The organism is Serratia sp. MMO-28 (assembly GCF_037199905.1).
Taxonomy (GTDB): Bacteria; Pseudomonadota; Gammaproteobacteria; order Enterobacterales; family Enterobacteriaceae; genus Chania; species Chania oryzae.
Genome location: NZ_JBBCVB010000021.1, coordinates 66,892 through 87,919, shown reverse-complemented (window position 1 = coordinate 87,919; position 21,028 = coordinate 66,892). Strand labels below are relative to the sequence as shown.

General features: G+C 55.0%; 19 protein-coding genes. 9 read left to right on the top strand and 10 right to left on the bottom strand.

The features are described from left to right. Window positions 1–15 precede the first annotated feature (15 nt). The 3 genes from fabA to fabF all read left to right on the top strand — a co-directional run bounded on the left by fabA (window position 16) and on the right by fabF (window position 2,461). Entirely contained in the window at window positions 16–534 is a 519-nt protein-coding gene (gene fabA, locus WG891_RS18380; protein ID WP_337264036.1) for a bifunctional 3-hydroxydecanoyl-ACP dehydratase/trans-2-decenoyl-ACP isomerase, read from the top strand. Window positions 535–665: 131 nt separating this feature from the next. Further along, window positions 666–1,190 (top strand): winged helix-turn-helix transcriptional regulator, encoded by a 525-nt coding sequence (locus WG891_RS18375; RefSeq protein ID WP_337264035.1) that lies wholly within the window; start codon window positions 666–668, stop codon window positions 1,188–1,190. Further along, window positions 1,187–2,461 carry a beta-ketoacyl-ACP synthase II gene (fabF, locus tag WG891_RS18370; protein WP_337264034.1) on the top strand — a complete coding sequence of 425 codons (1,275 nt, stop codon included), beginning with the start codon at window positions 1,187–1,189 and terminating at the stop codon, window positions 2,459–2,461. The genes WG891_RS18375 and fabF overlap by 4 nt, the downstream gene beginning before the upstream one ends. Window positions 2,462–2,527: 66 nt before the next feature. Here fabF and rmf read toward each other — a convergent pair whose 3' ends face one another. From rmf to rlmKL, 6 genes are all read right to left on the bottom strand, one after another. Beyond that, complete coding sequence (gene rmf, locus WG891_RS18365; RefSeq protein ID WP_072010836.1) at window positions 2,528–2,695, bottom strand: ribosome modulation factor; 168 nt, start codon at window positions 2,693–2,695, stop codon at window positions 2,528–2,530. 269 nt (window positions 2,696–2,964) lie between these two features. Further along, a complete protein-coding gene (gene pqiC / locus WG891_RS18360) occupies window positions 2,965–3,522 on the bottom strand; it encodes a membrane integrity-associated transporter subunit PqiC (RefSeq protein ID WP_337264033.1) in 558 nt (185 codons plus the stop codon). Continuing rightward, window positions 3,519–5,165 (bottom strand): intermembrane transport protein PqiB, encoded by a 1,647-nt coding sequence (pqiB, locus tag WG891_RS18355; RefSeq protein ID WP_337264032.1) that lies wholly within the window; start codon window positions 5,163–5,165, stop codon window positions 3,519–3,521. Before pqiB ends, pqiC begins: the two co-directional genes overlap by 4 nt. Then, entirely contained in the window at window positions 5,152–6,468 is a 1,317-nt protein-coding gene (pqiA, locus tag WG891_RS18350; protein WP_337264031.1) for a membrane integrity-associated transporter subunit PqiA, read from the bottom strand. Before pqiA ends, pqiB begins: the two co-directional genes overlap by 14 nt. A gap of 68 nt (window positions 6,469–6,536) precedes the next feature. Next, window positions 6,537–8,441, bottom strand: a complete 1,905-nt coding sequence (locus WG891_RS18345; RefSeq protein WP_156292934.1) for an ABC transporter ATP-binding protein — start codon at window positions 8,439–8,441, stop codon at window positions 6,537–6,539. 5 nt (window positions 8,442–8,446) lie between these two features. Then, a complete protein-coding gene (gene rlmKL / locus WG891_RS18340; protein ID WP_337264066.1) occupies window positions 8,447–10,567 on the bottom strand; it encodes a bifunctional 23S rRNA (guanine(2069)-N(7))-methyltransferase RlmK/23S rRNA (guanine(2445)-N(2))-methyltransferase RlmL in 2,121 nt (706 codons plus the stop codon). 104 nt (window positions 10,568–10,671) lie between these two features. Between rlmKL and WG891_RS18335 the strand changes: the two genes are divergently transcribed. Further along, the gene (locus WG891_RS18335; RefSeq protein ID WP_337264030.1) at window positions 10,672–11,775 is read left to right on the top strand and encodes a YcbX family protein; all 1,104 of its coding nucleotides are present in this window, start codon (window positions 10,672–10,674) and stop codon (window positions 11,773–11,775) included. A 2-nt stretch (window positions 11,776–11,777) separates the two neighbouring features. Here WG891_RS18335 and WG891_RS18330 read toward each other — a convergent pair whose 3' ends face one another. From WG891_RS18330 to WG891_RS18320, 3 genes are all read right to left on the bottom strand, one after another. Next, a complete protein-coding gene (locus WG891_RS18330; protein ID WP_337264029.1) occupies window positions 11,778–12,326 on the bottom strand; it encodes a cell division protein ZapC in 549 nt (182 codons plus the stop codon). Between the two features lie 169 nt (window positions 12,327–12,495). Continuing rightward, entirely contained in the window at window positions 12,496–13,506 is a 1,011-nt protein-coding gene (gene pyrD, locus WG891_RS18325; RefSeq protein ID WP_076942207.1) for a quinone-dependent dihydroorotate dehydrogenase, read from the bottom strand. 189 nt (window positions 13,507–13,695) lie between these two features. Further along, window positions 13,696–13,887, bottom strand: a complete 192-nt coding sequence (locus WG891_RS18320; protein WP_337265222.1) for a hypothetical protein — start codon at window positions 13,885–13,887, stop codon at window positions 13,696–13,698. 153 nt (window positions 13,888–14,040) lie between these two features. On the opposite strand from WG891_RS18320, the gene ssuE reads away from it, so the two are divergent. The 5 genes from ssuE to ssuB are packed head-to-tail and all read left to right on the top strand — an operon-like array spanning window position 14,041 to window position 18,353. Further along, window positions 14,041–14,619: an NADPH-dependent FMN reductase gene (ssuE, locus tag WG891_RS18315; RefSeq protein WP_337264028.1), complete on the top strand. Its 579-nt coding sequence runs from the start codon at window positions 14,041–14,043 to the stop codon at window positions 14,617–14,619. Between the two features lie 15 nt (window positions 14,620–14,634). Next, complete coding sequence (locus tag WG891_RS18310; protein WP_443006172.1) at window positions 14,635–15,609, top strand: sulfonate ABC transporter substrate-binding protein; 975 nt, start codon at window positions 14,635–14,637, stop codon at window positions 15,607–15,609. 16 nt (window positions 15,610–15,625) lie between these two features. Further along, window positions 15,626–16,774 (top strand): FMNH2-dependent alkanesulfonate monooxygenase, encoded by a 1,149-nt coding sequence (gene ssuD, locus WG891_RS18305; RefSeq protein WP_337264026.1) that lies wholly within the window; start codon window positions 15,626–15,628, stop codon window positions 16,772–16,774. A gap of 11 nt (window positions 16,775–16,785) precedes the next feature. Further along, window positions 16,786–17,577, top strand: coding sequence for an aliphatic sulfonate ABC transporter permease SsuC (ssuC, locus tag WG891_RS18300; RefSeq protein ID WP_337264025.1), 792 nt, complete (start codon window positions 16,786–16,788; stop codon window positions 17,575–17,577). Further along, entirely contained in the window at window positions 17,577–18,353 is a 777-nt protein-coding gene (ssuB, locus tag WG891_RS18295) for an aliphatic sulfonates ABC transporter ATP-binding protein (RefSeq protein ID WP_337264024.1), read from the top strand. The genes ssuC and ssuB overlap by 1 nt, the downstream gene beginning before the upstream one ends. A gap of 34 nt (window positions 18,354–18,387) precedes the next feature. On the opposite strand, the gene pepN is transcribed toward ssuB, so the two are convergent. Then, the gene (gene pepN, locus WG891_RS18290; RefSeq protein WP_337264023.1) at window positions 18,388–21,003 is read right to left on the bottom strand and encodes an aminopeptidase N; all 2,616 of its coding nucleotides are present in this window, start codon (window positions 21,001–21,003) and stop codon (window positions 18,388–18,390) included. Window positions 21,004–21,028: the final 25 nt, after the last annotated feature.

Below are 21,028 nucleotides of genomic sequence, written 5' to 3'. Positions count from 1 at the left end.
AAGGCTTACTGAAACATGGTAGATAAACGCGAATCCTATACGAAAGAAGACCTCGAAGCATCTGGTCGCGGCGAACTGTTTGGCGCCGGTGGCCCACCTTTGCCAGCAGGTAACATGTTGATGATGGACCGCGTGGTCAAAATGACCGAAGACGGTGGCAGCTACAATAAAGGCTATGTAGAAGCCGAACTCGATATCAATCCGGATCTGTGGTTCTTTGGTTGCCACTTTATCGGCGATCCGGTCATGCCTGGCTGTTTGGGTCTTGACGCCATGTGGCAACTGGTCGGTTTCTACCTCGGCTGGTTGGGTGGCGAAGGTAAAGGCCGCGCGCTGGGTGTGGGCGAAGTGAAGTTCACCGGCCAAGTGCTGCCAACCGCCAAGAAAGTCACCTACCGCATCAATTTCAAACGCGTAATCACCCGCAAACTGATTATGGGTGTTGCCGATGGTGAAGTGCTGGTTGACGGCGAATTAATCTACACAGCCAGCGATCTAAAAGTGGGCCTGTTCAAAGACGCCGCTGCATTCTAAGCACCATTACGGCGGCCCTTCCTGGCCGCCGTCTATTTTCCCATAGTAGCGTTATTTCATACCATAAAGCGGGTTTGGTTAACGGTGATTTTGTAACTACAATAAATGTAGTTACAGGGGAAAGGAATAGAATGAAAAAAGTCAGTTTCGCAGAAACCCCGTGCCCGATCGCCCGTTCTTTAGGCCGCGTGGGGGAATGGTGGAGCATCCTGATATTGCGGGATGCTTTTCATGGTATATCCAAATTTGATGAATTTCAGCAAAGCCTGGGGCTATCCCCTTCGCTCCTCACCCGGCGGCTCAAGTTTCTGGTGGAAAGCGGGATTTTGCACAAACAGCGGTATCAAACGCGGCCAACGCGTTATGAGTATCTGTTAACCGAGCGTGGCAAAGATTTTTTCCCCGTCCTGGTCACGTTGTTCCACTGGGGCAATACGCATCTGGCTGATGATGGCATCGCCGCACAGTTGGTGGATCGGCGCAGTGGTAAACCGATACAGCCACAGTTGATCGACACCATGACACAACAGCCGGTCACTTTGCAGCACGTGACGCTGGCAGCGGGCCCGGCAGCCAGCGAAGGCATACGTTCACGCGCCCAACGGATGCAACGACATTCCGCTTTACTCACTGAATCGTCCAAGGAGTCATTATGAACAGTCATCGTATCGTTATCACCGGGATGGGGGCTGTCTCTCCTCTGGGTTGCGGCGTAGAAACCATCTGGCGGCGCTTACTGGCGGGTCAATCTGGGATCAGCCCGCTACCCGAGCCAATGGTGGCGGATCTGCAGGTCAAAATCGCAGGCCAAATTCCTACGTTAGCGCAGGATGCCGAAGCGGGCTTTAATCCCGATCTCTCTGTTGCACCGAAAGATCAAAAAAAGATGGACCGCTTTATTCTGCTGGCGATGGCGGCAGCTGATGAGGCCATCCAGCAGGCTGGTTGGGTTGCCGATAGTGAAGATAAGCAGGAGCGCACCGCCACGGTCATCGCCTCTGGCATCGGCGGGTTCCCAGCCATTGCCCATGCGGTGCGCACTACCGACAGCCGTGGGGTAAAACGCCTTTCACCTTTTACCATCCCCTCATTTCTGGTCAATCTGGCGGCCGGGCATGTCTCCATCAAGCATCACTTCAAAGGGCCAATCGGTGCACCGGTCACCGCCTGTGCTGCTGGCGTCCAAGCTATCGGTGACGCAGTACGGTTGCTGCGTAATGGCGAAGCCGATATTGCGCTGTGCGGCGGAGCAGAAGCGGCCATTGATACCGTCAGCCTGGGAGGATTTGCCGCCGCACGCGCTATGTCAACAGCGCCAGCTGAAGCAGCCATCCGCGCCTCGCGGCCCTTCGATAGCGCCCGCGACGGTTTCGTGATGGGGGAAGGAGCCGGTATGTTGGTGATCGAAACTCTGGAGCATGCTCTGGCACGCGGTGCCACACCGCTGGCCGAAATTGTTGGCTACGGCACCAGCGCAGATGCCTATCACATGACCTCCGGTGCCGAAGATGGTGACGGTGCTTATCGGGCAATGAAGATCGCCTTGAAACAGGCAAGAGTGGCCCCCGAACAGGTACAGCATCTGAACGCCCATGCCACATCCACACCGGTCGGCGATCTGGGTGAAATCAATGCCATCAAGCACCTGTTTGGTACCAGTGGTGGTATTGCTATCACCTCAACCAAATCGGCCACCGGCCATTTGCTGGGTGCTGCCGGTGGTTTGGAAACCATCTTCACCGCGTTGGCGCTGCGCGATCAAATCGCCCCAGCCACGTTGAATCTGGATAACCCGGATCCTGCCGCGGCGGGCCTGCATTTGGTAGCGAACCAGGCAGAACCCATGGCGATGACCTATGCATTATCTAACGGCTTCGGCTTTGGCGGGGTCAATGCGAGTATCTTGCTGAAGCGCTGGCAGGAATAATTTTATACCTGAAACGAAAACCTCCGCCTTGGCGGAGGTTGTTCCTTCTTCACAACAGGGAGCCGCTTAAGCGGTCACAGCCCTGTCCTCCATGGCTTGTCGCCACCCTCCCAGCCAGTTAGCCCGTGCATCTAAAGATTGGTAGGGGCAAAGCTCTCTTGAACGCCCCGCAATACCTGCTTGGTAACCACGCGATTGAGCCCGCTCCAGACGATCTCGTTTCTGTCTCTTCATGCCTCGTTTCCCTCATTTTTGCTCTGGTGGAAAGAAAACAATGGCCACTTTTTGCGCAGCCACATTTAAGAAATAGCTCCAAATGGCGGGAAGATCAATGTACCCATTCCACACCAATGTCATATTTGTGAGCTACGCCCGGAGAATCTGCTAAGTGGCTGATAAGCAAAGACGATTATAACATCATGAAATTTAATAAAAAAATCCCGATAAAGAATGCGCAGATTCTTTACCGGGAGAGGTTTAGACTATTTTATTACCGATTATAACTAAAAACGTGTCGCCTGAGCCGCAATAGCCAATGCTTCCTGCTGCCACCCCTGTGCCAGGGTACGAATCAGAGCGTCATAACCATCTTCTTCTTGCTTCAATTCCAGGTTAAATGGCCGTTTAATCAGCTGCCCCTGATGATTCAGCACCCATTCGCCGCGAATGATCGCTTTACCATCATAGCGGCCATGGAAGCCGCTGATCGTCACGTTAAGCACGTCCTGATCGCTGCTCATCGGCTGTGATGACACCACCCAACCCGGCAGCGCACCGCTGAGATTGCTCACCAGCGTTTGTTGCAACTGCTGATCTAACGGGCTGGCCCACAGGTTGTTTTGCGCAATCACATACTGCACGTCGTTGGTCTGATAGACCACACCGCTCTGCGCCAGAAAATCCGCCACGCTGACATGTTCCAACCAAAGCTGGCGTGATGCTGGGGCTTCGCTCACCTGAGTTGTTGCCCCCAACGCGGGCAACTGGTAATAAGTCTTGCTTGGCGTGCCGCTACAGGCGCTCAGCAACAGCGCCAGAGCTACCGGAATCCATTTCATCATTTTTTGGCCTTCTTCGGCTGAGGATCGTCACTACCCGCGGCTTCAAACACCAGGGCATTACTCTTTTCATTCAAGGTGCGCAGCACCGGCTGCAGTTCACGCAACACCTGATCGAGGCGTTGCATATCGCCAACCATCTTGTTGTAGGCCGGTGAACCAGGCTGAACCCCTTTCATACTACGATTGAGTTCCTGTAGCGTTTTTTGCATGTCCGCAGGCAGCGCCTTCATCTCTTTGCTTGAGATGATTTCATTCAGCGACTGCATGGTTTTTTGCGTTTCCTGCATGGTTTTCTGGCTTTCGGCCAGCGTTTTGGTCGCTTCGTTGATCATCGGGGTCAAAGGCATCGAATTGATCTTATCCAGCGTCTGCATCAGTTTCTGCTGGATCTGCGCCAAACCAGCACTGGTGGTTGGCAACAACGGATAACCAAACATCTCACTCGGGCCTTTCCACGGTTTTTCCTGTGGATAGAAATCCAGATCGATATACAGTGCGCCAGTCAACAGGTTGGCAGACTTCAGGGCAGCACGCATGCCACGGCCTTCTGCGTCTTTCAGATGTTGCTGGATGTTAAAGCCTTTGCCCAACTGCTGTTGGAAACGATCGGGTTCAATGCGGATCAGCACCGGAATACGGTAATCGGAATCCAGACGTTGCGTCATGCCTTCCTTATAGAACGGCACCTGTGCCACGGTACCCAGGCGGATCCCACGGAATTCCACCGGAGCCCCAGCCTGCAGGCCACGTACCGAATCCGAGAAGAACATCAGGTAATCGGTATGCTCGGTATACAAGGAGTCTTGAATATTGCGCTCGTTGTCGAACAGTTGGAATTCCGACTTCTCTTTGACCGACTCACCACGTTCCCAGCCTTCCGGCACGTCAAAGCTGACGCCGCCGCTGAACAACGTCGTCAGTGACCCCATCTCTACGCGCATGCCCTGCGCAGACATATCAAACGCCACGCCACTGTCTTTCCAGAAGCGCACGTTGCTGGTTACCAGTTGATCATAAGGGGCCGAAATAAAGAGCTGGTAGCGCATCACACGCTCTTTGGCATCAAAGTAGCTGGTTTCAACCGAGCCGACGCGGTAACCACGGAACAACACCGGATCGCCCGCATTCAACTGACCGGACTTTTCACTGTCCAGCAGCACGCGCAGCCCCTTGGCGTCGGGTGGTGCCAGCGGCGGCGCATCCAGCAATTGGAAGTCGTCTTTGCCTTCTTTGCCTTTGTTCCCCGGTTGCAATTCAATATAGGCACCGGACAGCAGCGTGCCTAAGCCCGAGATCCCTTCACGGCCAATCTGCGGTTTCACTACCCAGAAGGCAGAATCTTCGCGCAGCAATGCTTCCATGCCGGAATTCAGACGCGCCTGCACCAGCACTTTGCTCAGATCTTCACTCAGCGTCACGTTTTCTACTACGCCCACGTCAACGCTGCGGCTCTTGATTTTAGTCTTGCCCGCTTCCAGCCCTTCGGCGCTGGTGGTCGTCAGCATCACCTCTGGCCCCTGGTGGCTGAAGTGGTAAAACAGGATCCATGCGCCGATCAGCGCGGTCACGATGGGAATGATCCACACCGGCGACCAACGCTTGATCTTTTCAACGTCCGCGACGCTATGATTACTTTCCTTCACCTTGCGGCTCCTTCTTTATTGTTTCATTTACGCGATCCCAAGTCAGACGGGGATCAAACGTCATGGCAGCAAACATAGTGAGGATAACCACCCCGGCGAACAGTAACGCACCCGTGGCAGGATAAATACTCATCAATTGTCCCATACGTACCAATGCCGACAATATGGCGATAACAAATACATCAATCATTGACCAACGGCCAACAAACTCCACAACTTCATAGATAAGATGCATACGTTCACTGTCGGCACGATCTTTGCCTTTGCCATTGGCATCTAAGCATAACCAGCCGATCGCCAGCATCTTAAGTGACGGCACCATAACGCTGGCGATAAAAATCACCATGGCCACCGGGTAAGCCCCTTCCCCCCACAGCAGGATCACCCCGGCCATCACGGTCGAAGGCATTTTGTTACCCAACGCCTCAGTGATCATAATCGGCATCGCCATTGAGGGGATATACAACATAATCGACGTCACCAGCAGTGACATCGTCCACTGCAGGCTATGGCGACGGCGCGCATGCCCGATGGAATGGCAACGCGGGCAGCGGATCTGTTCGGCAGGCAGGATCGCGGTACAACACTGACAGGAACGCAGCCCCTGCCGTAACCCCGTGCGGCCGACCTGCGCCGGGCGCTCAAGCTGGGGCGCCGCTTCAATGTCCTGCCACAGCCAGCGGCGATCCACACACTGGAATGCACGCACCTGCAATAGGCAAAACAGGCAATAAGGGATAAAACTGGTGCCAATGCCGATATCCCCATAGGCCATCAGTTTGACGAAGCTGACCAATACCCCGGCGAGAAAGATCTCCACCATGCACCAGGTTTTGAACTGGAACAGCACCTTGGCCATCCACACCTTCGTCCCTAGCGGGATACGCGCTCTGGCACACAGCAGAATAATCGCCAGCATGCAAAACGCAGGGATAAGCTGAACCAGCACCATAAACAGCGTGGCCATGCTGGCGTAATTTTCCGCCACCATCACCTGTGGGATCTGGATCAGTTTGATTTCGCTCGTGATACCGGCAACGCGCATATTAACGAACGGGAAAAGATTGGCTAGCACCAGCATAAGCAATGCGCTGAAAGCATAGCCAATAGGTCGTTTACGCGGCTCATCCCAGCGCGAACTGAGCGTGGTTTTGCAGCGGGGACAAACCGCCTTGGAGCCGAATGCCAACGGCGGTAACGCCACCAGCATGTCACATTGTGGGCACAGCATCAGGTCATCCTGCTGCCGTTCGCCATTATTTTCATGGCTATGCTGCTTATGATTTTCGTGGGAACACACCATATTCATCCTTAACAACGCTGTTCACCGGAGTACCAGCCCACAGCAGCGTGCGGGCCGGTATTTACCAATCAACCGTTCTTCATCGCTTCCAGCTCTTCCCAGCGGGCGAAAGCCTCTTCGAGAGCCTGTTCAGCCGTAGCGAGATCGAGCAATACCTGCTGTGTTTCGCTGTGTGGACGAGAAAAGAATCCCCCATCACTCACCTGCGCCTGCAACGCCTCGATATCTGCCTCCAGCTTTTCGAGACGCTGCGGCAGCTGTTCCAGCTCACGCAGCAGGTTATAACTTAATTTGGCCACCGATTTTTTGGCTGGCTCAACTTTTTTTTCCGCAACGGGCTTGGCTTGGGCCACAGCCACCTGGCGGATTGGCTTCGCGGTGGCACGCTGATGATGAGCGTCGTAATAGCCACCTACGTAGGTATCGATCACACCGTTGCCTTCAAAAATCCAGCATTCCGTCACCGAGTTATCCACAAACTGACGATCGTGGCTCACCAGCAGCACCGTGCCCTGATAGCTGTCGATCATCTCTTCCAGCAATTCCAGCGTTTCTACGTCCAGATCGTTGGTCGGTTCATCGAGGATCAGTAAATTACTGGGCTTGAGGAACAGCTTGGCCAACAACAGGCGGTTACGCTCCCCGCCGGACAACGCTTTCACCGGCGTCATCGCGCGCTTCGGATGGAACAGGAAGTCCTGCAGATAGCCCAGCACATGGCGTGAACGGCCATTGACCATGACTTCTTGCTTGCCTTCTGCCAGGTTGTCCATCACCGTGCGTTCTGGATCCAACTCAGCACGGTGCTGGTCAAAATAAGCCACTTCCAGCTTGGTACCGCAGTGCACCCGGCCACTGTCGGCCTTCAGTTGACCGAGCATCAATTTCAACAGCGTGGTTTTACCACAACCATTCGGGCCCACCAAAGCGATTTTATCGCCGCGCTGTACCTGCGCGCTGAAGTTGCGCACCAGCACTTTATCGCCAATCTGATAATTGACGTCTTCCATTTCGAACACGATCTTGCCGGAGCGTACTGCTTCCTCAACCTGCATCTTGGCGGTGCCCATCACCTCGCGCCGTTGCGAACGTTCGTTACGCAGCGCTTTCAGCGCACGCACACGGCCTTCGTTACGGGTGCGACGGGCCTTGATGCCCTGACGGATCCACACTTCCTCCTGCGCCAGCTTGCGGTCAAATTCGGCGTTTTGCAGCTCTTCCACCCGCAGCGCTTCTTCTTTGCTTGTCAGATAGAGCTCGTAATTACCCGGCCAGGACACCAGCTTGCCGCGATCGAGATCGACAATGCGCGTTGCCATATTGCGGATAAACGAACGGTCGTGCGAGATAAACACAATGCTGCCCTGGAACTCTTTCAGGAAACCTTCCAGCCAATCGATGGTGGTGATATCCAGGTGGTTGGTGGGTTCATCGAGCAGCAGCACGCGCGGTGAACTGACCAGCGCACGGCCAAGCGCGGCTTTACGCAGCCAGCCGCCAGAAAGCGAAGACAGTTCGGCATCGCCATTCAGCCCAAGCTGCAACAGCACTTCGCTGATGCGGCTGTCGAGCTGCCACAGGCCTTGGTGATCGAGGATCTCCATGATCTGCGCCATGCGCGCCAGATTCTTTTCGCTGGGATCCAGCTCCACCTGATGCGAAATCGCATGGTAGGCCTTCAGATGCTCGGCCTGCTCGGCCACGCCTTCAGCGACAAAATCAAACACCGTGCCGCCAATATTGCGCGGCGGATCCTGCTGCAAGCGCGCCACTATCAGATCCTGCTCGTAGATCACCCGGCCATCGTCCAAAGGGACCTCTTTGCCGAGGATCTTCAACAGCGTGGATTTACCTGCGCCATTGCGCCCAACCAGGCACACGCGCTCGTTATCTTCAATATGAATTTCGGTGTTGTCTAACAAAGGTGCATCGCTGAAAGACAGCCAGGCACCCGACATGCTGATTAACGACATAGTAATTATTTTCCTTCGCCGGCATGGTTCAGCAGCCAGCAGTTGTGAATCTGACGGTTACGGGCAAAGTCCTGCGACAAGGTCTGGGCGGTAATTTCTTTCGCTTCCAGACCCAGTGCGTTCAGGCCAGCCAGATCCATCTGGAAACCGCGCTTGTTGTTGGAGAACATAATGGTTCCATTACGGCGCAGTAACCGCTTCAAATCTTTCATCAGGTCAAGGTGATCGCGCTGCACATCAAAAGAGTTCTCCATCCGTTTAGAGTTGGAGAAGGTCGGCGGATCGATAAAGATCACATCGAACTGTTCGTCCGCATTATGCAACCATGACAGGCAGTCTGCTTGGATTAATCGGTGTTGTTTGCCGGTCAGGCCATTAACCCGCAGGTTTTTCTCTGCCCATTCCAGGTAGGTACGCGACATATCCACCGTGGTAGTGCTGCGCGCACCGCCCAACCCGGCATGTACGCTGGCGGTGCCGGTATAGGCAAACAGGTTGAGGAAGTCCTTACCCTTGCTCATTTCACCCAGCATCCGGCGTGCAATGCGGTGATCGAGGAACAGGCCGGTATCCAGATAATCCGTCAGGTTCACCCACAGCTTGGCGTTAAATTCCTCCACCAGCAAAAACTCGCCCTTTTGCGCCAGTTTTTCATACTGGTTTTTGCCTTTCTGCCGCTCGCGGGTTTTCAATACCAGCTGATTGGAAGGCAGATCCAGCACCGACAACGTTGCATTAATTACGTCAAACAGACGCTGGCGCGCTTTCTGCGCATCAACGGTTTTTGGCGGAGCATACTCCTGCACCACCACTTTGCTGCCGTAGCGATCCACCGCCACGTTATATTCCGGCAAATCGGCATCGTACAGGCGATAGCATTCGATCCCCTGCTGTTTCGCCCATTTTTCCAGTTTCTTCAAGTTTTTACGCAAGCGGTTAGCGAAATCTTCCGCCACCTGTACGCCAGCAGAACCCTGGGGGTTTTCCGCCAGCTGATAGTTTTTCTGCACGCAGTCCAGCGGGCCGTTTTTCGCTTTGAACTGGCGTTCGGCGCGCAGTTGCAGGCAGCTCAGCAGCTCAGGTGAAGCGCTGAACAATGACAGTTGCCAGCCGCCAAACGCGCTCTTCATGATCCGGCCCAACATATTGTGCAAGGCGATCAGCGCCGGTTCGCTCTCAAGGCGTTCACCGTAAGGCGGGTTACTGATCACGGTGCCCACTGGGCCTTCCGGCAATGGATTGGTCAGTTTACTGACGTCATTAACATTAAAAGTGATCAATTCCGCCACACCGGCACGGCGAGCGTTGCCGCGTGCCATCTCGATCACCCGGCGATCGATATCTGAACCAAAGAAACGGGACGTGGTTTCCTGCAAACCACGGCGCGCACGCACCTGCGCTTCGGTGATCACTTCGCGCCACAGTTCGACGTTATGGCCGTTCCAGGCGCTGAATCCCCAATGCTGGCGATGCAGGCCGGGCGCGCGATCGGAGGCGATCATCGCCGCTTCAATCAACAGCGTGCCGGAACCGCACATCGGATCGAGCATCGGCGTGCCTAACTGCCAACCGGAACGCTGGACAATCGCGGCCGCCAGGTTTTCTTTCAGCGGTGCCTGGCCGGTGAGATCGCGGTAGCCACGCTGATGCAGGCCTTCGCCGCTGAGATCGAGCGCTACGCTGGCCATATCGCGCTGCAGGAATACGTTGACGCGGATATCCGGCTGTTGCTTGGCCACGCTTGGCCGCTGGTCAATTTTGCGGGTAAAGCTGTCGACAATCGCGTCTTTAACCTTTAGCGCACCATACTGGCTGTTGCGGATCTCTTCATTAACGCCGCTGAAGTGGACGGCAAAGGTTTTATCCACGCCAAAAATACTTGGCCAATCAATCGACTGAACGCCAAGATACAGATCCAGATCGCTGTGCACGCGGAATTCATTCAGCGGCAACAGAATGCGTGAAGCCAGGCGGCTCCACAGCAGGCTTTGGTACAGCAGACGATCGTCACCCTGAAAATGTACCCCACCCTGTACCACTTTACAGGCATGAGCACCCAGCAGCTCCAGTTCGCTTTTTAACAGTTCTTCCAATCCACGCGCCGTGCTGGCAAACAGAGAGTTCATATCGTGCTTATCACCAAAAAGAAAATTGTTGCGCATTATAGCTAATCCCGGCCGCTTGTCATAAAGTTGCTCCCTTCTATTTCATCATCGTTATGGAGGCAGCGGTGATCACGCTTTCGCGACTTTACGTTCATCCGGTCAAATCACTACGCGGTTTACAGCTTTCTCATGCGCAGGCGGCAAGCCACGGGCTGGCTTTTGATCGCAGCTTTATGATCACCGACCCCGATGGCACTTTTATTACGGCCCGCCAATACCCGCAGATGGTGCTGTTTACCCCGGCTTTGTTACCAGATGGCCTGTACCTGACCGCCCCGGATGGCGAAAGTGCTACGATCCGCTTCCATGATTTTGCCGCCGATGAGCACCCGACCGAAGTTTGGGGTAACCATTTCACCGCGCTGATTGCCCCACAGGCGATCAACGGTTGGCTCAGCGGCTATTTTCAGCGTGATGTGCAGCTACGCTGGGTTGGGCCGCAATTAACCCGCAGAGTAACAAAACACCCGGAAATTCCACTGTCGTTCGCCGACGGCTATCCGTATCTGTTGGTCAACGAAGCGTCATTCCTGGATCTGCAACAGCGCTGCCCTGGCAGTATCAAGCTGGAACAGTTCCGCCCGAACCTGGTGGTCAGCGGAGCCAGTGCCTGGGCTGAAGATAGTTGGCAGGTGATTCGCGTCGGCGAGGTAATGTTTGATCTGGTGAAACCCTGCAGCCGCTGTGTTCTGACTACCGTCAGCACCGAGCGTGGCCGCAAGCACCCGAGCGGCGAACCGCTCAGTACGCTGCAAAAATTCCGCACTGCCGAGAATGGCGATATCGATTTCGGTCAGAATATGATTGCCCGTAACAGCGGTATTATCCGCGTAGGGGATACGGTTGAGGTGCTGTCCAACAAGCCACCGCGGCCATATGGCGCGGGTAAGGTTGTAGCCAGCCTGCAGGCACCGCAAGACGGCACGCACAGCGTGACGATCGAATACGCCGGGCAAGTGTTCACCGGTAATAATCAGCAGATCTTGCTGGAGCAGTTAGAGCAGCAGGGAATCCGCATTCCTTACTCCTGCCGGGCGGGTATTTGCGGCAGTTGCCGGATCCAGTTGGTTGATGGAGACGTCGCCCCATTGAAGCAGAGCGCCATCGGCAACGACGGCACCGTTCTGTGTTGCAGTTGCATTCCCAAAAGCGATGTAAAACTGGCCTGAGGCTAAACCGCTCTGTCGTAAGCCGGAGCGGATAAATCATCCAGAATGCAAGGCTTGAGGCGATCGTGCATCACCTTGATAGCATCGCCCAACACCATGGTGCGGCCTGCTAACTTCAGTTGGTTTTGCGCCAGCAGGCACAGGCTGGCATGATCGCCGGCCTCAACCACCAGCAGGTGGGCGTCTTCGCCGCTATCCATCACCTTCACCGCCGCCAATGTCCCATTCTTGGGCTGCAGCGGATAATGCTGCTGGGTGAAATGCCAGCTCTTTGGCATCAAGGGTTTCAGGAAACGGAACGCGACCAGGGCATTCAATACCAGTTCGGCGCGCTGCTCATGGCTGAGCTGCAGCTGTTTACAGGGCTCTTCGTAATCAAAATAGAGTGCCGCATCGTCAACACAGAAAGCACATTCAGCAAACGCATCCGGCGTTAGCATTTTTGCCGGAAAGCGCGAACGGAAGAGAGTACCATTAGCGAGATCGAGCATGACTCGATCGTGTTCAGCGTCAAAATACCAACGCCAATTATCGTCTGGTTTTATCTTCATTATTGCTTATCCCTCTTGCCAACGTGCTACTTAACAACGCGATACCCTAACAGATGATTTTATCACCCCTACAGCCGCTAATTCTACGAACGATATTTAGACTGACGAACAAAATATAGACGAGCCGGGAGCAGAAATAAACCCCCGGCCAGAAATGAAGGGAAAAATATTAGATATGGGTAACGATATCTTTAATCAAACGCGGACCATGGAAGATAAATCCGGAATAAATTTGCACCAACGTTGCCCCCGCCGCCATTTTTTCCCGCGCAGCGGTCAGGGAGTCGATTCCCCCCACGCCGATAATCGGCAAGCGCCCTTGTAGCTCCTGTGACAAGCGGCGGATCACTTCAGTGCTGCGTAATTGTACCGGGCGACCACTGAGCCCGCCGGTTTGCTCACAGTAATTCAAGCCCTGGATCAATTTACGATCGAGGGTCGTATTAGTGGCAATCACACCATCGATATTATGCCGCACCAGACTGTCGGCTATTTGGATCAATTCTTCTTCTGAAAGATCCGGCGCGATCTTTACCGCCACCGGCACATATTTGTGATGGCGGGCATGCAATTCGGCCTGCTTATTTTTAATGGCCAGCAAAAGATCGTCTAATGCTTCGCCATACTGCAACGAGCGTAATCCCGGCGTATTGGGTGAAGAGATATTAATCGCGATATAACCGGCATAGGGATACACTTTATCCATACAGGTCAGGTAATCATCTTTACCCTGTTCTACCGGCGTATCTTTATTCTTGCCAATATTAATCCCCAGAATGCCGCCAAAATGGGATTTTTTAACGTTCTCAACCAGATTATCCACGCCATGGTTATTGAATCCCATGCGATTAATCAGCCCTTCAGCTTCAACAATGCGAAACAGGCGTGGTTTATCATTACCGGGCTGTGGACGTGGGGTAACGGTTCCCACCTCAACAAAGCCAAACCCCATCGCACCAAAAGCATCAATGCACTCACCGTCTTTATCCAGACCGGCGGCCAGGCCTAACGGATTTTTAAAAGAGAGCCCCATGCAGTTCACCGGCTTGGTCGGCACGGACTGACGGATAAGAAACTCTAACGGAGTGCCGGTGATCCGGCGGAGCTGACTGAAGGTCAATTCATGCGCACGCTCGGGATCGAGCTGAAACAACGCTTTCCTGATGAGGGGGTAGTACATGTACTCTCCTGATTTCCCGGTTAGTTGCAAGCCGGGGGCATATTCTCCGGTATCCTGCCATCAATTGGAATTGATTAAAGGCAAAAAAAACGTTTTTAACGCCACCGTTTTCCCGAACCCGCCCTTGAAGCCCCTGCGTTCCTCTATTTACGCATATCAAAATCAGAAATTGAGATTTAAAAAACGCCCTCACTTGCTGTTAGCTTTAAAACACTCAACAAACATTATTTTAACATTGATAACTTTTATACCCAAAATAATTCGAGTTGCAGGAAGGCGGCGACGCAGAGACAAATCGGTCTTTGACCGATTTGAACAGCGCTTGCGCTGGCCCGCAGGGTGAGCCTCTTTGAGGCTCATAATCCCCAGGAGCTTACTCAAGATCGTTCCTGGGGTGAGCGACAAATCTGCCAGGAGCAGATTTGAACGCTGCTTGCAGCGGCCCCGAAGGGGCGAGGCCCACGGATGGGCCGAGTAACAAAGCCAACGCACATGCAACTTGAAGTATGAAGGGTATAGCTATAAGGAGCGGCAATGCGCGTTATATCACTGGCCGGCAGCCCACGAGTTCCGTCACGTTCAGCAACCCTGCTACATCAGAGCCAACGCTGGCTGCAACAACAGGGTGTGGAAGTGATTGCTTATACCTTGCGCGACTTCGCTGCCGACGATCTGCTGTATGCCAATTTCAACAGCCCTGACATCAAAGCCTTTGCCGCCCAACTCGCGCTGGCGGACGGCCTACTGATTGCCACGCCGGTCTATAAAGCCTCATTTTCTGGTGCATTGAAAACCTTACTCGATCTGCTGCCAGAGCGCGCATTAGACCACAAGGTGGTGTTACCGCTGGCAACCGGCGGTTCTCCCGGCCACATGCTGGCGGTGGATTACGCGTTAAAACCGGTGTTGGCGGCGTTGAAAGCCCAGGAAGTGCTGCACGGCGTTTTTGCCGACGATAGCCAGATCCTACTCAGCGGTGAACAGTTCACCCTGTCTGCCCCTGTTTCCACCCGTTTGGAACAGGCGCTGGAAAGCTTTTACTGGGCGCTGGGCCGCAGCAAATCCCCTGCATTAAACCTCCCCTCCTCGTTGTTAGCCCAGCAAACCGCCTGAAGATAAAAGGAAACAATGATGAAGCGACTCTCAACTCTTCGCCGCGGGTTCACTACGGCTGCACTGCTGGCAATTTTTTCCTTGGCGACCGCTAAGGCCACCGGCGCACAGGAGAATGCCCCAGCCCAGTTCCGCATTGGCTATCAGAAAGGTTCCGTCAGCCTGGTGCTGGCAAAAACGCACCAATTGCTAGAGAAGCGTTTCCCCGGCACGCAAATCAGTTGGATCGAATTCCCGGCAGGCCCGCAGATGCTCGAAGCACTGAACGTCGGCAGTATCGATTTGGGCAGCACCGGCGATATCCCGCCGATCTTTGCTCAGGCCGCCGGAGCCGATCTGCTGTATGTCGGCGTAGAACCGCCAAAGCCGCAAGCGGAAGTGATCCTGGTGCCGGAAAACAGCCCGATTAACCGCGTTGCCGAGCTGAAAGGGCGCAGAGTCGCCTTCCAGAAAGGTTCCAGTTCGCACAACCTGCTGCTACGTGCCTTGCAACGGGCTGGCCTGACGTTTACCGATATCAAACCAATTTACCTAACGCCTGCCGACGCTCGCGCGGCCTTCCTGCAGGGTAACGTCGATGCCTGGGCGATCTGGGAGCCTTACTATTCCGCTGCGTTGCTGCAAGGCGGCGTCCGGGTGCTGACCGACGGCAGCCAATTGAACCAGACCGGTTCATTCTACCTGGCCGCTCGCCCCTACACCGAAGCCAATGGCCCATTCATCCAACAGGTTCTGGATACCCTGACGCAGGCCGATGCGTTAACCCGTAGCGATCGGGCAAAAAGCGTCACGCTGCTGGCGAATGCGATGGGATTACCAGAACCGGTGATTGCCTCTTATCTGGATCATCGCCCCATTACCGCGATCAAACCGCTGGATGCGAAGACTATTGCCGCCCAGCAGCAAACCGCCGACCTGTTCTTCGCCAACCGGCTGGTGCCGGTCAAGGTGGATATTTCTCAACGTGTCTGGCACACAAACTCACAATAAGCAGGAGCACATCATTATGAGTATCAACGTATTCTGGTTTTTACCTACCCATGGAGATGGTCACTATCTAGGCAGTGCTGAAGGCGCCCGCACGGTCGATTACAGTTATCTGCAACAGATTGCCCAAGCGGCCGATCGGCTTGGGTTTGGCGGGGTGTTGATCCCCACCGGTCGTTCCTGTGAGGATTCCTGGCTGGTGGCCGCATCGTTAATCCCGATCACGCAGCGCTTGAAGTTCCTGGTAGCGCTGCGTCCCGGTATTATTTCGCCGACCGTGGCAGCACGGCAGGCCGCAACGCTGGATCGGCTTTCCAATGGCCGCACGCTGTTCAATCTGGTGACCGGTGGTGATCCAGAAGAGCTAGCCGCAGAGGGGTTGCACCTGAATCACGCGGAACGTTACGAAGCCTCTACCGAATTTACCCACGTGTGGCGCAAAGTGCTGGAGGGTGAAACGGTTGATTTCGCCGGTAAGCACATTAACGTGAAAGGGGCCAAGCTGCTGTTCCCGCCGGTACAACAGCCGCGCCCTCCCCTTTACTTCGGCGGCTCTTCCGCCGCCGCACAAGATCTGGCCGCTGAACAGGTCGAACTGTATCTGACCTGGGGGGAAACACCGGAACAGGTGAAAGAAAAAATCGAGGAAGTACGTACCAAAGCGGCAGCCGTTGGGCGCAAAGTCCGCTTCAGTATACGTCTGCACGTGATCGTACGCGAAACCACCGAAGAAGCCTGGCGCGCGGCCGATCGTCTGATCTCTCATCTCGATGACCAAACCATTGCCGAGGCGCAAAAGGCTTTTGCACGCTTCGACTCTGTAGGCCAACAACGGATGGCAGCACTGCACGGCGGCAGGAAAGACAATCTGGAAATCAGCCCCAATCTGTGGGCCGGTGTCGGGCTGGTGCGCGGCGGTGCGGGTACGGCATTAGTGGGCGACGGCCCAACGGTGGCGCAGCGTATACAGGAATACGCCGATCTGGGTATCGATACCTTCGTGCTCTCCGGCTATCCACACCTTGAAGAAGCCTATCGAGTTGGCGAACTGCTGTTCCCGCATCTGGATCTGGTGAAAAACGAACCACCAACAGAGCTGCGGGCGATCAAACCGCAAGGGGAAAGGGTCGCCAATATTTATTCACCTCAGAAAGTGGCGCAAAGCTAAGGAGCATTATGATGGCAATCGGCACTCAGCGTTTCCTGCAACGGCTCGCTCCTTGGGTTTTGCCGGTAGTACTGGTGGTGATCTGGCAGGCAGCCGTTGAGGCCGGTTGGCTGTCAAATCGTATCCTGCCCGCCCCCAGCGCGGTTATCACCGCTTTTTGGACGCTAACCAAAAGCGGTGAACTGTGGCAACACCTGACGATCAGCAGTTGGCGCGCGCTGATTGGCTTTAGCATCGGCGGCAGCATCGGGCTGGTGCTGGGGTTTATCACCGGCTTATCACACTGGGGGGAACGCCTGCTCGACAGTTCGGTCCAGATGATCCGCAACGTGCCCCACCTGGCGCTGATCCCGTTGGTGATCCTGTGGTTCGGCATTGATGAATCGGCCAAGATCTTTTTAGTGGCACTCGGGACGCTGTTCCCGATCTACCTGAATACCTATCACGGTATCAAGAATCTCGATCGCGGCCTGCTGGAGATGGCACGCAGCTACGGCCTGAACGGTTTCCGTTTGTTCAGCCAAGTGGTGCTGCCCGGCGCATTGCCTTCGATCATGGTCGGCGTGCGCTTCGCCCTTGGCTTTATGTGGCTGACGTTGATCGTCGCTGAAACCATTTCAGCCAATTCCGGCATCGGTTATCTGGCAATGAACGCACGTGAATTCCTGCAAACCGATGTGGTGGTGGTGGCCATTATTCTGTATGCCCTGCTCGGCAAGCTGGCCGATGCCAGCGCACAAGGGCTCGAGCGCCTTTGGCTGCGCTGGCATCCGGCCTATCAACTGAAATCAGGAGAAGCGTGATGACGGCTCCCACTCGTATTCCACCAGGCATTCCGGTCACCCTGGAATCCATTGCCAAACGCTATGGCAACCGCACCGTGCTGGATAACCTGCAACTGCGCATCACCGCGGGCCAGTTTATCGCCGTGGTGGGCCGCAGCGGCTGTGGCAAAAGCACCCTGCTGCGCCTGCTGGCCGGGCTGGAAAGCGCCAACGGTGGCGCACTGCTGGCCGGTAGTGCACCGCTCAGCAGTGCCAAAGACGATACGCGTTTGATGTTTCAGGACGCCCGCCTGCTGCCGTGGAAAAAGGTGATCGATAACGTCGGGCTTGGTCTACGCGGTAACTGGCGTGATGACGCGTTACAAGCCTTAGCCACCGTCGGCTTGGCCGATCGCGCTAACGACTGGCCTACGGCACTCTCCGGTGGGCAAAAGCAGCGTGTTGCACTGGCAAGAGCGCTGATTCATCGCCCTCGCCTATTGCTGTTGGATGAACCGCTGGGCGCACTGGACGCGTTAACCCGTATCGAGATGCAGGGGCTGATTGAGCGCCTGTGGCAGCAACAGGGGTTCACCGTGCTGCTGGTCACGCATGATGTCAGTGAAGCCATTGCGTTGGCCGATCGGGTGTTGCTCATTGAAGAGGGGCGGATCGGGCTGGATTTGACTATCGATTTACCACGGCCACGCCGCAAAGGTTCGGCCAGGCTGGCTGAGCTGGAAGCTGAAGTGCTGGACAGGGTGTTGTCGCCACCGCAGGCGCAGGAAACAGCACGCCGGGTGGCAACAAGTTAGCTTGCAGGGACGGCATCGCCCGTCCCTGCTCTTTTTAGGCCGCTAACGCCTTGGTGATCTTCTCATACAGATCGCCAGACAGGTTTTCCAACCCTTTCAGTTGCTCCAACGCATTGCGCATCAACGCCTGACGGGAAGCGTCGTAACGTTTCAGGCGGATCAGCGGTTCGATCAACCGGGCAGCCACCTGCGGGTTGCGCTGGTTGAGATCGCTGAGGATTTCCACCAGGAACTGATACCCGCTGCCATCCGCCGCATGGAACGCCGCCGGGTTGGCCGAAGCGAAACCGCCAATCAGTGAGCGGGTACGGTTCGGGTTACCGAGGCTGAAGGAGCGATGCTGCAGCAAAGTACGCACCTTGGTCAGCACATCGGCCGCCGGGCTGGTGGCCTGCAGCACAAACCATTTGTCCATCACCAGGCCATCCTGATGCCAGCGCTCATCAAACTCGCTCATCAGGGCATCACGGCATGGCAATTGTGCGCCCACCGCCGCCGACAGCGCAGCCAGTGAATCGGTCATGTTGTCCGCCTGCTGGAACTGCTTCATTACCAGTTGATTCGCCTGCTCTACATCACCAAATGCCAGATAGCTCAGACACACATTGCGCAACGCACGTTTGGCAATGTCATGGTGCTCAACACGGTAGCCATCCGTTTTATTAGCGCGATACACCGCCAGCCACTCATCGGCCATTTCCTGTGCCAGACAACGGGTGATCGCATCATGCACCGCGGCGATCGCTTCTGGATCGATAGTGGTAAACAGTTCAGCGATTTCGTTCTCTGAAGGCAACGTCAGGATCTGTGCCGCCAGGGCCGGATCCAGTTTCTCATCCAGCAACACGGCGCGGAACGCATCGGCAACGTGCAACGGCAAGGTCAACGGCTGTTTCTGCTGGTACTTGGCCACGTTGAGTTTGATATAGGTAGCCAACAGGCTTTGTGCGGCATCCCAACGGGCAAACTCATTGCGCGCGTGTTGCATCAGGAAAGTCAGTTGCTGATCGCTGTACGGATAATCCAGCTTCACCGGCGCGGAAAATTCACGCAGCAGCGAAGGCACTGGCTGATGGGGAACGCTGTCAAACACGAACGTTTGCTCCGCCTCGGTCACGTTCAGCACATTGTTTACCGGCGCACCGCCTTTCTGCAGGGCGATCACCTTCCCTTCGCTATCGTACAGTTCGATATCCAGCGGAATATGCAGCGGCAGCTTTTCTGGCTGATCGGCAGTTGGCGCAGTCTTCTGGCTGACGTGCAGGCGATATTGCTGATGCTCCGCGTCATACTCATCGCGTACCGTCAGCAGTGGCGTACCCGACTGGCTGTACCAGCGGCGGAACAGAGAAAGATCGACATTTGAGGCATCTTCCATCGCCTGAACAAAGTCATCGCAGGTTGCGGCACTGCCGTCGTGACGCTCAAAGTACAGTTGCATACCCGCCTGAAACTGCTGCTCCCCCAGCAGGGTGTGCATCATGCGGATCACTTCTGAGCCCTTTTCGTACACCGTCAGGGTGTAGAAGTTGTTCATTTCGATCACTTTGTCTGGCCGAATGGCATGCGCCATCGGGCTGGCGTCTTCGGCAAACTGTGCGCCGCGCATTACCCGCACGTTGTCGATGCGGTTAACTGAACGTGAACCCAGATCTGAGCTGAACTCCTGATCGCGGAATACTGTCAGCCCTTCTTTCAGGCTGAGCTGGAACCAGTCACGGCAGGTTACACGGTTGCCCGTCCAGTTATGGAAATATTCATGGCCGATCACCGCTTCAATATTCAGGTAATCTTTGTCGGTGGCCGTTTCGGCCTTGGCCAGCACATACTTCGAGTTAAAGATATTTAACCCTTTGTTTTCCATCGCGCCCATGTTGAAGAAATCCACGGCCACAATCATGTAGATATCCAGATCGTATTCCAGACCAAAACGGGTTTCGTCCCATTTCATTGAATTCTTCAACGAGGTCATGGCCCAATCGGCGCGATCCAGATTGCCGCGATCCACAAACAGCTCCAGCGCCACTTTGCGCCCGGAACGCGTGGTAAAACTATCGCGCAGCACATCGAAATCGCCAGCAACCAAGGCAAACAGGTAGCTAGGCTTAGGGAACGGATCCTGCCATTGCACCCAGTGACGGCCATCGTCCAGTTCTCCCTCAGCTATCCGGTTACCGTTGGAGAGCAAGAATGGATAGCGCGCTTTATCCGCCACGATACGGGTGGTAAACCGCGCCAGAACGTCTGGGCGATCGAGATAATAGGTAATGTGGCGGAACCCTTCGGCTTCGCATTGGGTACACAGCGCTTCACCGGACAGGTATAACCCTTCCAGCGCGGTGTTTTTGGCCGGGTGGATATCGTTGACGATGGTCAGGGTAAATTGTGCTGGAAGTTTATCAATAACCAGTTGATTATCCTGCTGCTGATAGGCATCCCATGGTTGCCCGTCAATCTGAATACTCACCAGCGTTAAATCTTCGCCGTTGAGGATTAAAGAGGTTCCTACGGCCCCTTGGCGCTTGATCTGGCTGACGGCAGTGACGCGTGTGTTCTCAGCGTCCAGCTCAAAATCCAAATCAATATCGGTAATGGTGTAATCCGGTGCGCGATAATCGTGGCGAAACTTCGCCTGTGGCTGTTGTGTCATAAAAACCCTTCGACGTTTCAGTAAG